General features: G+C 57.5%; 13 protein-coding genes and 1 riboswitch. Of the genes, 2 read left to right on the plus strand and 11 right to left on the minus strand.

All coding sequences use genetic code 11. The features are described from left to right. Positions 1-587 precede the first annotated feature (587 nt). Both ACI4OH_RS09600 and ACI4OH_RS09605 read left to right on the plus strand, forming a co-directional pair. Positions 588-1,865 carry a tRNA(Met) cytidine acetate ligase gene (locus tag ACI4OH_RS09600; RefSeq protein WP_439784661.1) on the plus strand — a complete coding sequence of 426 codons (1,278 nt, stop codon included), beginning with the start codon at positions 588-590 and terminating at the stop codon, positions 1,863-1,865. A 71-nt stretch (positions 1,866-1,936) separates the two neighbouring features. Beyond that, the gene (locus tag ACI4OH_RS09605) at positions 1,937-3,184 is read left to right on the plus strand and encodes an ATP-binding protein (RefSeq protein ID WP_439784662.1); all 1,248 of its coding nucleotides are present in this window, start codon (positions 1,937-1,939) and stop codon (positions 3,182-3,184) included. A 441-nt stretch (positions 3,185-3,625) separates the two neighbouring features. Here ACI4OH_RS09605 and ACI4OH_RS09610 read toward each other — a convergent pair whose 3' ends face one another. The 11 genes from ACI4OH_RS09610 to aroC all read right to left on the minus strand — a co-directional run bounded on the left by ACI4OH_RS09610 (position 3,626) and on the right by aroC (position 13,973). Continuing rightward, the gene (locus tag ACI4OH_RS09610) at positions 3,626-4,504 is read right to left on the minus strand and encodes a diacylglycerol/lipid kinase family protein (RefSeq protein ID WP_439784663.1); all 879 of its coding nucleotides are present in this window, start codon (positions 4,502-4,504) and stop codon (positions 3,626-3,628) included. A gap of 66 nt (positions 4,505-4,570) precedes the next feature. Then, the gene (locus tag ACI4OH_RS09615; RefSeq protein ID WP_435720962.1) at positions 4,571-6,166 is read right to left on the minus strand and encodes a putative polysaccharide biosynthesis protein; all 1,596 of its coding nucleotides are present in this window, start codon (positions 6,164-6,166) and stop codon (positions 4,571-4,573) included. A 350-nt stretch (positions 6,167-6,516) separates the two neighbouring features. Further along, complete coding sequence (locus ACI4OH_RS09620) at positions 6,517-8,142, minus strand: peptide chain release factor 3 (RefSeq protein ID WP_435720640.1); 1,626 nt, start codon at positions 8,140-8,142, stop codon at positions 6,517-6,519. A gap of 124 nt (positions 8,143-8,266) precedes the next feature. Next, the gene (gene crcB / locus ACI4OH_RS09625) at positions 8,267-8,665 is read right to left on the minus strand and encodes a fluoride efflux transporter CrcB (protein ID WP_432646578.1); all 399 of its coding nucleotides are present in this window, start codon (positions 8,663-8,665) and stop codon (positions 8,267-8,269) included. Positions 8,666-8,738: 73 nt separating this feature from the next. Then, a riboswitch (Fluoride riboswitch) is annotated at positions 8,739-8,812 on the minus strand. Between the two features lie 7 nt (positions 8,813-8,819). Continuing rightward, on the minus strand, positions 8,820-9,323 hold the full coding sequence (locus ACI4OH_RS09630; protein ID WP_435720641.1) for an NUDIX hydrolase: 504 nt from the start codon (positions 9,321-9,323) through the stop codon (positions 8,820-8,822). Continuing rightward, positions 9,320-10,075, minus strand: a complete 756-nt coding sequence (locus tag ACI4OH_RS09635) for an exodeoxyribonuclease III (protein ID WP_435720642.1) — start codon at positions 10,073-10,075, stop codon at positions 9,320-9,322. The genes ACI4OH_RS09630 and ACI4OH_RS09635 overlap by 4 nt, the downstream gene beginning before the upstream one ends. A gap of 15 nt (positions 10,076-10,090) precedes the next feature. Further along, a complete protein-coding gene (gene lepB / locus ACI4OH_RS09640) occupies positions 10,091-10,612 on the minus strand; it encodes a signal peptidase I (protein ID WP_432646575.1) in 522 nt (173 codons plus the stop codon). A gap of 85 nt (positions 10,613-10,697) precedes the next feature. After that, the gene (rplS, locus tag ACI4OH_RS09645; RefSeq protein WP_295712137.1) at positions 10,698-11,039 is read right to left on the minus strand and encodes a 50S ribosomal protein L19; all 342 of its coding nucleotides are present in this window, start codon (positions 11,037-11,039) and stop codon (positions 10,698-10,700) included. A 148-nt stretch (positions 11,040-11,187) separates the two neighbouring features. Beyond that, positions 11,188-12,276, minus strand: coding sequence for a 3-dehydroquinate synthase (gene aroB / locus ACI4OH_RS09650; RefSeq protein ID WP_432646574.1), 1,089 nt, complete (start codon positions 12,274-12,276; stop codon positions 11,188-11,190). Next, positions 12,269-12,799 (minus strand): shikimate kinase, encoded by a 531-nt coding sequence (locus tag ACI4OH_RS09655; RefSeq protein WP_432646573.1) that lies wholly within the window; start codon positions 12,797-12,799, stop codon positions 12,269-12,271. The genes aroB and ACI4OH_RS09655 overlap by 8 nt, the downstream gene beginning before the upstream one ends. A 4-nt stretch (positions 12,800-12,803) precedes the next feature. After that, complete coding sequence (aroC, locus tag ACI4OH_RS09660; RefSeq protein WP_435720643.1) at positions 12,804-13,973, minus strand: chorismate synthase; 1,170 nt, start codon at positions 13,971-13,973, stop codon at positions 12,804-12,806. Positions 13,974-14,035: the final 62 nt, after the last annotated feature.

Raw genomic sequence — 14,035 nt, forward strand, 5'->3', positions numbered from 1 at the left:
TCGCAAAAGGCGGGGAGGGCATTATTTCGGGTTCGTCACTCCGTTAAATGGGCCATATGATTTTTTTGCAGGCTAAGGGGCTTCGCCGCCGACCGCGGCGTTTTGACATTCTGTACTTTGCAGGGCTTTCCTTATGGCCCAGCCCTGCGGGCAATCACTTCGTTCCTGCACGCGGAATAATGCCCTCCCCGCCAGTCACTGCTTGCCATACCTCTAAAGCTGAGGACTGCGCTGCAGCCCTCAGCCTGATGACGTGAGGTTTTGGTAGTATCAAGATGAGTTCTGCCCGCACAGCAATCTGCAGCTAACGGGGCGCGAAGACGAAAATGCTCGCAGTAACTGGGAGCGGGGGAATATTTTCGCCTGCAGAGCGCAGAGCGACTGCCCGCAGGGCTGGCTCCCAAGAAAACTCAGACTAAGATTGCCATGTAAGAACGCCGCGGCAGGCGGCGAATTTCCTTCGAAGCATCTTTCTGCATTGGGAGCCATTTAGCGGCGCGCCGAAGCCGAAAATATTTCCCCGCTCCCCTTGCAAAAATCATCTCACCCACACGAATCCATCGCGGTAATTATAAAAGGAGTATCTCATGCGCGTTGTTGGCATCATTGCCGAATATAATCCGTTTCATCAGGGCCACGCCTATCAGCTCCGCGCTGTGCGCGAAAAGATGCTGCAGCTCTATGGTGAAAAAGATGCTGCCGTCGTCGCGGTCATCAGCGGCAGTTTTACGCAGCGCGGCGGGGCGGCGGTGCTTGACAAGTGGCAGCGCGCGCAGATGGCTGTTTTGGGCGGCTGCAGCCTTGTCTTGGAGCTCCCGTTTCTCTTTGCCTGCCGCAGTGCGCAGGATTTTGCGCGCGGCGGGGTGCGCCTTTTGTCCTCGCTCGGCATTGTCGATACGCTGGCCTTTGGCGCAGAATCTTCGGAACTTCTGCCGCTTGCCGCGGCTGCCAGAGCCATCGACGCGGAAGCAACGCAGGCGGAGCTTCACGAGCGCCTGCAGCAGGGCGAGTCGTATGCGAAGGCCCTGACGGCCATTTTGCAGCAGAATGGTCTTGATGAAAATGTACTGCGGCAGCCCAACAACATCCTTGCCATCGAGTATCTGCGCGCTCTCGGGGCCTATGCTCCAGACATCACGCCCCTTCTGATTGCACGGCGCGGTGCCGGCTACCATGAAACAGCCCTCGGCCCTTTGGCTTCGGCCTCAGCCGTCCGGCAGGAGCTCCAAAAAGACGAGCCCGACTGGCCGGCCCTGCGCGCTTCGCTGCCCGAAACGTCGTTTGCCCTGCTGCAGCGCGCTTTTCCCGCTGACCTTGCCAATGCGGAGCATCTTTTCCGCCCCCTGCTCACGAAGATTTTAACGATGGACTCTGAAAATCTCCGGCAAATCTTCGGGCTGCAGGAAGGTCTTGAGAACCGCCTGCTCGCCAAGGCCTGCGCAAGTGCGTCTCTCGCGGCACTCACGCAGGCGATGGTCACGAGCCGCTATCCCGCGAGCCGCATCGCGAGGATTTTCCCGCATCTGCTGCTCGGGAGCCGCATCGAAGATGTAAAACGCGCAGACGAGACGGGGCCCCTTTACGCGCGCGTGCTCGCCTTTGACGAGACGGGGCGCAGACTGCTGCACGCGGTCAAAAAAACATCTGCCGTCCCTCTTGTCACCAAGGTCAGCCAGTTCCTTGATTCCAAGCAGCGCCTGCAGGACAAAGGACTCAGTCCCCTGCAAAAGATGCTGGCTTTTGACACGAGGGCCACAGAGCTGCGTTCGCTCTCTTTGCCTGAACCTTTCCCGCTTCAGCAGCAGCCCAATGATTTTATTGCTTCGCCGCTCTTTTGCCGCCGGCCTCTGCCCGCGGAGCACTAAAAGTTACAAGTTTACATCTCTTTTGTTTTCCATTATAATGAGAGGAATATGAAAAGAAAGAAGGATGAACCATGTCAGATTATCCAAATTGCCATAAACTCCTGATCTGCCGCAGTCTGCTGCAGGATCCCGCAATTGCCGCCCTCGGCGAGGTGCTTGACGGCGACAAGAGCCAGACGGGCATCTGCGCCGCGAAGCTCATCGAGACAGCCGAAGACGTCGGGCTGCACGGCAATCTCCTGCGCAGCTACATCATTTACCTGCTCGTGCACGACGCGAATCTCGCGGCGCAGACGATCGAGGTCAGCAACGGGCCGGTCGGCGCGAGCCTCAAAAAGGCATTCACGCACGATTTGACGCTGCTGCTGCCGTTTTTGACGAATCCGACGAGCCTTTATCTCGACCTGCCGCTGCTCGATGACTATGAGCCGACGGTCCGCCAGAGCGATGAGGCTTCGGCAGCGCTTGAAGCGCTTTTGAAGGATGCGCAGACAGCCGAAGATTACGCGGGGGCCCTGCTCTCTTATTATGGAAGCTTTGGTTACGGCGATATCGCGTCTTTCAAGGCGTTCCGCTGGGATACGAAGCAGCAGCGCCTGATCGGCATCCGCCATTTCGAGGCGATGCAGATGGACGATATCATCGGCTATGCGCATCAAAAGGAGCAGCTCATCGACAATACGGAGGCTTTTGTGCAGCGGAAGCCGGCCAACAATGTGCTGCTCGTCGGCGCGCGCGGCACGGGCAAGTCGTCGGGCGTCAAGGCACTCGCGAATCTCTATTACAGCCGCGGGCTGCGCCTCTTGCAGCTGACAAAGCCGCAGCTTTCGCACCTGCCGGATATTATGGACGCGCTGCGCTATTTTGCGAGCAAGCGCTTCATCATTTTCCTCGACGACCTTTCGTTTGAGGAATCGGACGCGGAGTACAAGTATCTGAAGTCGGCCATCGAGGGCGGCGTGGAGTCGCGGCCGGAGAATGTATTGATTTACGCGACGTCAAACCGCCGCCACCTGATTCGCGAGAGCTGGCGCGACCGCGATTCGGGCAAGGATGAGGTGTACCGCGATGACAGCGTCAATGAGACGATTTCGCTGTCGGACCGCTTCGGGCTCATCATCCAGTATTATGCGCCGGACCAGAAAGAATATTTGGCGATTATCGACCATATGCTGCGGAAGGCCGGCATCAAGCTCACGCCGGAGGAGCTGCGGATTGCGGGCGTACGTTGGGAGCTCACGCACAGCGGGCGCAGCGGCAGGACGGCACAGCAGTTTGTGGCGCATTATTTGGGGCAGATTGACAACGGAGCAGAATAAAATTAACATCGTGGCGTGGGCGGAGGGAACTATTTCGGCTTCGGCTGCGTCTCGGCGGGGACCGGTGAAACTATTTCGGCTTCGGCTTGCCGCTAAATGGGCCCCATGCCAGATTTCTTCGTTTTAGCCTGTTCGCCGCCTGCCGCGGCGTTCCTGCATCGCAGGACTTGGCTGAGTATACTCGGGGCCCAGCCCTGCGGGCAGTTGCGGCCTGCCTGCAGGCGAAATAGTTCCCCCGGTCCTAGCTGCGGTTGTGTTACATCGATATTGACAAGATGGAGCTTACAGGCGAAATAGTTCCCTCAGCCCCAGTTACTTTTTGCTTCTTAGTTCAGGAAGGGGCTCGCCTGCTTTGCAGGCATTGCCGTTACCGGTATTTCTTTATTTGCAGTTTAAAAGAGAGGTCCTGCGGGCCTCTCTTTTTTGTTCAGTCATATGATATTAGCAGTAGATGGCTACGGCTTTGGGGATGGTTTCGATCTCCAGCGGGAGCATTGGGCCGCATTCGCCGTCGATGTCGCTTTCGACGGGGATGCCGCTTTCGATGCGGAAGTGTTTGGCCTGAATGTGCAGGACGCCTTCGCGCCCGGAGACGGTTTTGCCGCTGACGAGGTCGCGGGAGATGCTCATGAGTTTGGGCAGGCTCGTGCGGCCGATGGTCAGGAGGTCGAGTTTGCCGTCGTCGACTTCGACGCCGGTGGCGACGTTTTTCATGCTGCCGACGACGGGGCTGTTGATGACGACGAAGAGGAAGGTTTCGACGTCATAGGTTTTGCCATCGGCTTCGATTTTGAGCGGGAAGTAGCGGAATTTTGGGAGTTCGCCGATGCCTTTTAGATAATAGGCCATTTTGCCGAGGGCGTTTTTGAAGCGGGCGTCGACTTCGTGGGCGATGCAGGCCATCATGCCACCGCTGGCAACGTTGATGAAGTAGGTGCTGCCTACGAGGCCAAGGTCGACGCGGCGGCTGCGGCCGCTGGCGATGATGTCGAGGTATTCTTCGAGGTTTTCGTTGACGCCGAGGTAGGTGGCAAAGTCGTTGGAGGTGCCGCTGCCGATGATGCCGAGCGGCAGGTCTAATTTTCCTTTCATCATGAGGTTGACGATTTCGTGCACGGTGCCGTCGCCGCCCGCTACGAGCAGGCCGTCAGGCGCGATTTCCTGCACAAACGGGATGAAGGCTTCATTGCCCTCTTTGCGCGTGCGGTAGAAGACAACGCAGATGCCGCGGCGCTGAAAGGCTTCCACTACCCAGTCGAGCTTGTTTTTAAACGCAGCATGCCCCGAGACCGGATTATAGAAGAGCACGAGTTTTTTCAAGATGCTTTCCCCCTAGCACAAAATAGCACAAAATAGCACAAAATTTCTCAAACCACGAACCGACCTTTAGTCCTTGAACACGCCGATGCGGCGCAGGATGCGGATGCCGATGCGGCCAATCATCGGGATGCGGACGAGGTCTTCCTCGAGCAGGCCGCCGATGAGCAGCATGACAGCGATGTAGACGAAGCAGCCGAAGAAGACGGCGCCGAACGTCGAGATGACGCCGAGGTGCCACCAGGCCATCGTCCAGTCATAGAAGAAGTAGACGGCCACGGCCATGACGGCAGCCGCGAATAGCGTCTTTAAGAGCTGCGGGATTTCCATGCGGTAGCCGATGAATTTGTAAATGAAAATGAGGTTGATGATGGCCGCGACGCCCATGTCGGCGGCCGTTGCCCATGCGGCACCCATGATGCCGAGCCAGGGCAGGGCTGTGAGTTCCCAGTTCAGGATGACTTTGGCCGCAGCCGCAAGGATCATGTTGACCATCGGGATGTTCGGATGGCCGAGGCCCTGCAGGATGCCCGTCGAGACCTGATGCAGGCCTAAGAGCACGATGCTGAACGACGAAATCATGACGGCCGGACCGGCGCCCGGGGCGTTGTAAATGAGGGTCGAAATCGGCGTAGCAAGCACGAAGACGATGACAAAGGCCGGGAAGCAGACGAAGTTCGAGATGCGCACGGAAGCTGCCGTCTGACTGTAGACGCGCTTCATGTCGCGCAGGGCCCTCGCTTCCGAAATGGCCGGCACGATGCTCATGGCCATCGAGGCCGTGATGATGCACGAGAGATTGACGAGCGGCACCGCCATGCCCGTCAGGTAGCCGAAGAGCTCCGTCGCTTCATTGACGCTGTAGCCCGCGACCTCGAGGCGCTGCGGCACGATCATGAGGTCGAGGTTCGAGACGACCGGCAGCATGATGCTCGCAGCCGAGACCGGCAGCGAGAGCATGAAAATGCGGCGGATGATCTTGCTGACCGGCTCATGTTCCGTCCCCGGCAAGGGCTTAATATCATGCCCATAGTCGCGCTCGATATCGCGGTCGAGCTTCCAATGATAGTAAACGAGCACAATAAGGCCCATCACGGCGCCGACAAGAGCACCGAGCGAGGCACCGGCCGATGCGTACTCCAGACCCCAGGGCAGGAAGAGATACGCGAGCAGAATCATCGTGATGACGCGGAAAATCTGCTCGACAATCTGCGACACGGCCGTCGGCGTCATGCGCTGCCAGCCCTGCAGGTAACCGCGCGAAGCCGCGAGGAACGTGACGAAAAAGACCGTCGGCGCAAGCACGACCATCGAGAGGTACGCGCGCGGGTCGCGGATGAAATGCCACTCAATGAGCCAGTCGGCCGCGAAATACGTCAATATGGAGAAAAACAGGCCCGTGACGAACATGAGCCGCATGGCAATCTTGAACACGCGCTTCGCGCCGAAGATATCCTTCAGGGCCACGCGCTCCGCCGTGATGATGGAAATCGCGACCGGCACGCCGGCCTGCGAAACCGTCATCGCAAAGAAGTAAATCGGAAAGGCCATCTGGTAAAGACCGATACCTTCACCGCCTAAGATACGCGAGACAAAAATCCAGTTCAAAGAGCCGATGACCTTGACGACAAAGCCGGCAATCGTCAGGATGAACGTGCCCTTCAGGAACGACTCACCCTTGCTCGACTTCTTCTCTTTGTCATTGCCGCCATTTTCCGGCTGTCCGCCCTGCGGCGCGGACTCCGCCTGCACTGCCGTCTCTACTTTTTCCTCTATACCTTGCTTATTAATTGAAAACACCGCCTACGTGCATGGATATACCAAAGTGAAAAAATAAAAGCAGGTCTCCCCGCCTCATTCTCTTCTTCAAAAGACAGACTACCACCTATAAAATGGTACTCAACATTGTGATTATATCATCATTGGGCGAATCATTCCAGTACTTCTTATAGAAAAAAAGAGACTTGCCCCTCGGCAAAGCCTCTTTTTGCATCAATGCTTCTATTATACTTCTATTATGCCTCTTTGCGGTCAAACGGCACATGGTTGAGAATGAGGTCCGGATTGTTGTCCATGATCCAGCCCAGCGCCCATTCGTTGCTGACGAGCAGCACCGGATTGCCCTTGCGGTCGTAGACGAACATGCCGCGGTCCGCGCCCTTCAGCGATGCCGGCGTGACCTCGCGTCCGTCTTTATACGCAAGCCAGCGCGCGACTTCGTACGGCTGCATATTCATCTCGATGTCGACATTGTACTCGTTCTTCAAACGGTACTCGAGCACCTCGAACTGCAGGGTGCCGACCGTGCCGACGATGTACGATTCCATGCCCGCACCGGCCTGCTGGAAGAGCTGAATCGCGCCTTCCTGCGTGAGCTGCTCGATGCCCTTGACGAACTGCTTGCGCTTCATCGTGTCCTTGGCCTGCACGCGTGCGAATTTCTCGGGCGGGAAGACCGGGAAGTCGGCGTATTTGAACTTGTGGCTCTCGTCGCAGATTGTGTCGCCGATGCCGAAAATGCCCGGGTCAAACAGGCCGACGATATCGCCCGGATAAGCCGTATCGATGATCTGGCGGTCCTGCGCGAGGAACTGCTGCGGCTGCGCGAGCTTGATCATCTTGCCCGAACGCTCATGCCAGACGCTCATATTGCGCTCGAATTTGCCCGAGCAGATGCGGATGAACGCGAGGCGGTCGCGGTGCGCGGGGTTCATGTTGGCCTGAATCTTGAAGACAAAGCCCGAGAATTTCTCGTCGTCCGGCGCAATGAGGCCATCGCTCGACATGCGCGGCTGCGGCGTCGGCGCCATGCGGATATAGCCCTCGAGGAAATCCTGCACGCCGAAGTTCGTCATGGCCGAGCCGAAGAACATCGGCGTGAGCTCGCCGGCGTTGACCTTGTCCATATCGAATTCCTCGCCTGCCTCGTCAAGAAGCTCGATATCATCCTTCAGTGCCTGCCACGTGTCCTCGCCGACGCGCTCGATGACTTCAGGGTCATCCGGCTCGTAGACATCGGCGATGCGCGCCTGCTGACCGTGCGTCGTATCGGCGGCAAAGAGCAGGACCTTCTTGTTGCGGCGGTCGTACACGCCCATGTACTGGCCGTCCTGACCGATTGGCCAGTTCATCGGATACGAGCGGATGCCGAGCACGTTCTCGATTTCGTCCATGATATCGATTGGCAGCTTGCCGTAATGGTCGAGTTTGTTGATGAACGTGAAAATAGGAATGCCGCGCTGCTTGCAGACCTTGAAGAGCTTTTTCGTCTGGGCCTCGACGCCCTTCGCAACGTCGATGACCATGACGGCGCTGTCGACGGCCATGAGCGTGCGGTACGTATCTTCCGAGAAGTCCTGATGGCCCGGCGTATCGAGGATGTTGATGCGGCAGCCCGCATAGTCAAACTGCAGCACGGACGACGTGACCGAGATACCGCGCTGTTTCTCGATTTCCATCCAGTCGGACACAGCGTGGCGCTGTGTTTTGCGCGACTTGATGGAGCCGGCGAGATGGATGGCACCGCCGTAGAGCAGCAGCTTCTCCGTCAGCGTCGTCTTACCGGCATCCGGGTGCGAGATGATCGCAAACGTACGGCGCTTCTTGATTTCTTTATCGAGTTCTTCGCTTAAAGCTGACAAAATGTTTCTTCCTCCCAAATTACTTCCAATTTATATGAATGGCAATTGTCAAGTTACACTGCTTTTCATTTTATCATAGCGGCCGCGCTTTCTGCAATCCCGCCGGCGCAAAAACGCCTGAAAATCAGGCACTCAGGCGCGCGGCGAGCACGAAGCCGAGAAAAGCGGCCAAAAGTCCGAGCACGATATTGCTGCCGATGTTGCAGGCCGCGTAGAAATAACTGCCGCCGCGCAGCAGCGTCAGCGTCTCCATGCTGAAGGACGAAAACGTCGTGAGGCCGCCGAGGAAGCCGACCGTCAGGAGAAGCCTTGCGTACTCCGAAATGCCGCTGCCCATGCGTTCGACGAGCAGCAGCAGCAGGCCCATGATAAGCCCCATGAGAAACGAACCAACGGTATTCACGACGAGCGTGCCCCACGGAAAAAATGTGCCAAAGCGCGCGCCGACGTGCGTCGTCACGAGATAGCGGCAGACGGCCCCGAGACCGCCGCCCACAAAAACAAGACCAAGATTTTCTGCCATATATACCCTTCCTTTCTTTCCTAATAAATAACAAAATAACGTCCCTGACAGCAAAAAAGCCGATGACCTGCACAAGAGCACAGAAGTCATCAGCTGTAAAGCAGTTTTGGCCCAAGGCCACGGGAGAACCTCATTCCCTTTTTTATCCACGTTTTTAAAGCGGCCTGCCGTCAAGGACTTTCTCGACGAGCTCATCGTCGATGTAGCGCAGTTTGAGTGAAAAGACACGCTCACGTTCTTCCATTAAATGAAAGAAAATCTTGTCGCCTTCCCAAATCGGCAGGTCATAGACCGCTTTTTTCGGCACCCACTCGAACGTGCCCTCGCGGCAGCCGTCGCGGCCGACGAATGTGCCGTGGAATTTGTCCGCTGTATAAAGGAACATATACTCCGTCTGCCATTTGTCCGACATAAACGTGATGATGCCGCGCAGGCGGAAATCGTCGAGCACCAGGCCCGTCTCCTCTTTGACTTCGCGCAGCAGGCATTCTTCGGGCGTCTCGTCGGGCTCGAAGTGGCCGCCGACGCCAACCCATTTGTCGTGGTTGATGTCGTGTTCCTTTTTAACGCGGTGCATCATGAGGTACGCATTATCCTGCTCAATATAGCAGAGCGTCGTGAGATTTGTCTTTTTATGGCCCTTCGCAGCAGCCGTCATAAGTTCAGCTCCAATCCGACCGGGCAGTGGTCGCTGCCGAAAATCTCGTTGTGAATCGTCGCATCGGCAATCTTGTCCTGCAGGCGCTTTGACGTGACGAAGTAGTCGATGCGCCAGCCCGCGTTCGTGTCGCGCGCCTTGCGCAGATACGACCACCACGTGTAGATGCCCGTGCGTTCCGGATACAGCGTGCGGAACGTATCGATAAAGCCCGCGTCAAGAAGCTCCGTGAACTTGCCGCGTTCCTCATCCGTGAAGCCCGCGTTATGATGATTCGTCTTTGGGTTCTTCAGGTCGATTTCCTCGTGCGCGACATTGAGGTCGCCGCAGACGATGACGGGCTTTTTCGCGTCAAGGCCCTGAAGGTACGCGCGGAACGCGTCCTCCCACTCCATGCGGTAAGCAAGGCGTTCAAGGCCGCGCTTGGAGTTTGGCGTATAGACCGTCACAAAATAGCAGTCTGGAAATTCAAGCGTAATGACGCGGCCCTCGTGGTCGTGTTCCTCGATGCCGAGGCCGTATGTCACCTGCAGAGGCTCAAGGCGCGAAAAGACCGCCGTGCCCGAATAGCCTTTTTTCTCCGCGCTGTTCCAGTACTGCTTATAGCCCGGCAGGTCGAGGATGGCCTGCTCTGGCTGCATCTTCGTCTCCTGCAGCGCAAAGACATCGGCATCGAGCTTGCAGAAGGATTCCATAAAGCCCTTTTTGAGGCAGGCCCTGAGGCCGTTGACGTTCCAGGAAATGCATTTCATGCTGATTCCCTCCCATTAAGGCAGCGTCTTAAACGCGCTGAGCGGCCAGAAGACGAGGACGGCCTTGCCCTTGATGAGCTTGTACGGCACGAAGCCGACATCGGCGAAGCGGCTGTCCTCCGAATTGTTGCGGTTATCGCCCATGACGAAGACCGTGCCTTCCGGGACCGTGGCCTTCGGGTATTCGCTGCGCGTCTTCTCGAGGATGTAGTCTTCCTTCAAAAGCTGGTCGTTGACGTAGACATTGCCGCCCTTGATCTCGATCGTGTCGCCCGGCGTCGCGATGACGCGCTTGATGAAATCGCGGCTCGGATCGCGCGGATACTGGAAGACGAGGACCTCGCCCTTCTGCGGCGCGCGGAAGTCGTAGATGAACTTATTGACGACCAGGCGTTCCTGCGACTGCAGCGTCGGACGCATGGACGGACCGTCGACGATGTAGAGCTCGACGACAAACTGACGGATGACAAAGGCCAGGGCAATCGCGATGATAATGGATATGACCCAGTCTTTTGCCTCTTCTCCTAATGAACTCATGGAAGTTCCTCCTGTCTTACTTCACTTGCCTAAAAAACTGCATAAACAAATAGGGACTGCCAAAGCAGTCCCTACCGTACGCAGATTAGCGTTTTTCTTTGATACGAGCAGCTTTACCCGTAAGGTTACGCAGATAATAGAGTTTTGCACGACGAACGATACCCTTGCGGAGAACGTCGATCTTCTCAATGCGCGGGGAATGTACCGGGAACGTACGCTCAACGCCGATACCATAGGAGATGCGGCGAACCGTGAACGTCTCGCGGACACCGGAACCCTGACGGGCGATGACGACACCCTCGAACATCTGGATACGCTCGCGGGAACCCTCGACGATCTTAGCGTGAACGCGGACCGTGTCACCAGGTGCGAACTCCGGGATATCCGAACGGAGCTGTTCTTTTTCTAACGTTTCGATGATATTCATTTTTTTCCTCCTTATGTCAGACGTTCATGGCAAGCCTTATGCTCACTCAGAGGACCGCCCATATACTCAATTAGTCTACCATAAAAAAAGGACGGTTTCAACCGTCCTTTAAAAATTTTCTTTTGGCCTACAGAAATTCCTGCTGCGCTTATTTGCCGATGCGTGCGGCCATGGCAGCGCGCACGATGTCTTCCGGCACATCGTTGCGGCAGGTCACTTTGCCGATGCCCTCCATGAGCACCCAGTTGACCTTGCCGTTGATGGTCTTCTTGTCGTGGAAGATGTCGCGGTACATCGCGTCGACCGTGCAGCCCTCGGCGTAAATCGGCAGGTGCAGCGCCTCGATGAGCTTCGTGACGCGCGCAACATCCGCTTCCGGAATCATGCCGAGGCGCGCGCTGATGTCAGCCGCACCGACCATGCCGATGGCGACGGCCTCGCCGTGATTGTAGCGGATGTAGCCCGTCTCCTTCTCGATGGCATGGGCCATCGTGTGGCCGAAATTCAGGATGCGCCTGAGGCCCGCTTCCTTCTCGTCCTGACTGACGACGGCGGCTTTTATTTCGCACGAACGCGCAATCATGTGGACCGTGGCCTCGCGCTCGAGCTTCAGCACGTCATCGACATGGCTTTCGAGAAACGCGAAGAAGTCCGCATCGTAAATGATGCCGTACTTGATGATTTCGCCAAGGCCCGTGTAAATCTCGCGCTTCGGCAGGGATTTCATGAGATTGAGGTCCATGAAGACGCCCTTCGGCTGATAGAACGCGCCGATGAGGTTCTTGCCGAGCGCGTGGTTGACGGCGACCTTGCCGCCGACGCTCGAATCGACCTGAGCGAGCAGGCTCGTCGGCAGCTGCACGAAAGGCACGCCGCGCATGTACGTCGCCGCGATGAAGCCCGCGAGGTCGCCGACCACGCCGCCGCCCAAGGCAAAAATCGGGGACTTGCGGTCGAGGCCAAGCTCGATGGCCTTCGTGTAGAGGGATTCTGCGACCTTCAGGCTCTTCGAGCTCTCGCCGGCCGGTATGGTCACGAGCGTGGCCTTCAGGCCCCCCTCTTCGAGCAGGCGGCGGATCTTTTCGCCGTAGAGCGGGCCGACATTGCTGTCCGTCACGAGCATGGCCTGTTTCGAAAAGCCGGCCTGCCGCACAAAGGCGATGAGCTCACTGCTCAAATCATAACCAATCCTGATATCATAGCTCTCTTTGCCGAGAGCAACGTGTACCTCACGCATGCAACACACCTCGTAATTTCAGATAATGAAGGATCTCGTCGACGACCTGCAGCGGCGAGAGTCTGCTCGTGTCAACCGAGAAATCCGCCTGCTTGTAGAGCGCACGGCGCTCTGCGATGAGCTTCTCGATGGCACGGCGGCGGTCGCCCCGGTCCTCCTTGTCGAGCACCGGACGCTCGCCCTTGCTCGCCGTGCGCGCGAGAATCGTATCAACATCGGCCTGCAGGCAGACGACGACACCGCTTCTGCGCAGGGCTTCCATATTCTTCGGGTCCTTGACCGTGCCGCCGCCCGTCGAAATCACGGTGTTTTGGCGCTTTGCGGCCTTCTCGACCATCGCGTGCTCGCAGCTGCGGAAGTACGCCTCGCCCTTTTTTGCAAACATATCAGGGATGGCCATGCCGTATTCCTTCTCGATTTCCTGGTCGAGGTCGAGAAACGATATGCCGAGCTTCTGCGCAAGCACGCGTCCCGTGCTCGTCTTGCCCGTGCCCATGAAGCCTATGAGTACAACATTCTTCATCGGCTCACCATTCCTTCCCGATGCGCTCTTTGTACGCCTCGATGGCGGCCTTGAGGTCAACCATGGCATCGGCTCCGAATTTGTCGCAGATGGCCTGTGCGATGACGAAGGCCGTCATGGCCTCGCCGACGACCGAAGCAGCCGGCACGGCACAGGTGTCGCTGCGCTCCTTGCAGGCGAGCACTTCTTCGTGGCTCTCGATGTCGACGGAATGCAGCGGCGTCATGAGCGTCGGAATCGGCTTCATCACGGCCTTGACGATGAGCTCTTCGCCGTTCGTCATGCCGCCCTCGAGACCGCCGGCGCGGTTCGTCTTGCGGTAGACGTGGCCGTTTTCATCGAGGAACATTTCATCGTGAATCTGGCTGCCCGGCAGAATCGCGCAGTCAAAGCCCGCGCCGATTTCGACGCCCTTGATAGCCTGAATGGACATAAGAGCGCCTGCGAGTTTGCCGTCGAGGCGGCGGTCCCACTGGATGTGGCTGCCGAGGCCCGCGGGCAGGCCGCGCACGGTGATTTCAAAAATGCCGCCGAGCGTGTCGCCGTCTTTTCTGGCCTGCTTGATTTTGGCAATCATCTGCTCTTCGGCCTCTTTGTCGTAGCAGTTGAGCTGTGAATCGCCAAGTCCTTCTTCTGTGCCGAGCTTCGTGCGGTCGACCTTCGCGGGGTCGACTTTCACACCGCCGAGGCAGACGACCTGTGAGACGACCGTAATGCCAAGGGCCCTTAAAAATTCCTTGCAGACGGCGCCGACGGCCACGCGCATCGTCGTCTCGCGCGCACTCGAGCGCTCGAGGATATCGCGCACATCCTTGCGGTTGTACTTGCGGATGCCCGTAAAATCGGCATGACCCGGACGCGCGGCCGTGACTTTCTCGCCCTCAGGCTCGCCAAAAGCAGCCATGCGGCCGCCCCAGTTCTGGAAGTCGCGGTTGACGACCCGCAGCGTAATCGGGCCGCCCAAAGTCTCATGGAAGCGCACGCCCGACAGCACGTCGACGTGGTCCTTCTCAATCTTCATGCGTCCGCCGCGGCCGTAGCCCTGCTGGCGGCGCGCCAGTTCCTTGTTGAGCGCCTCTTCATGGAGCACCAGACCTGCCGGCAGACCCTCAAGGATGGCAGTCAGGCACGGGCCGTGCGATTCGCCGGCCGTCATAAAACGTAATTCACTCATATCTTACACCTCGCGTATTCAAAAATCATATTGCTTATAGTTTAAGATATACGCGAGTATAA

This window comes from Mitsuokella apri (genome assembly GCF_051886055.1).
In the GTDB taxonomy this organism is placed as follows: domain Bacteria; phylum Bacillota; class Negativicutes; order Selenomonadales; family Selenomonadaceae; genus Mitsuokella.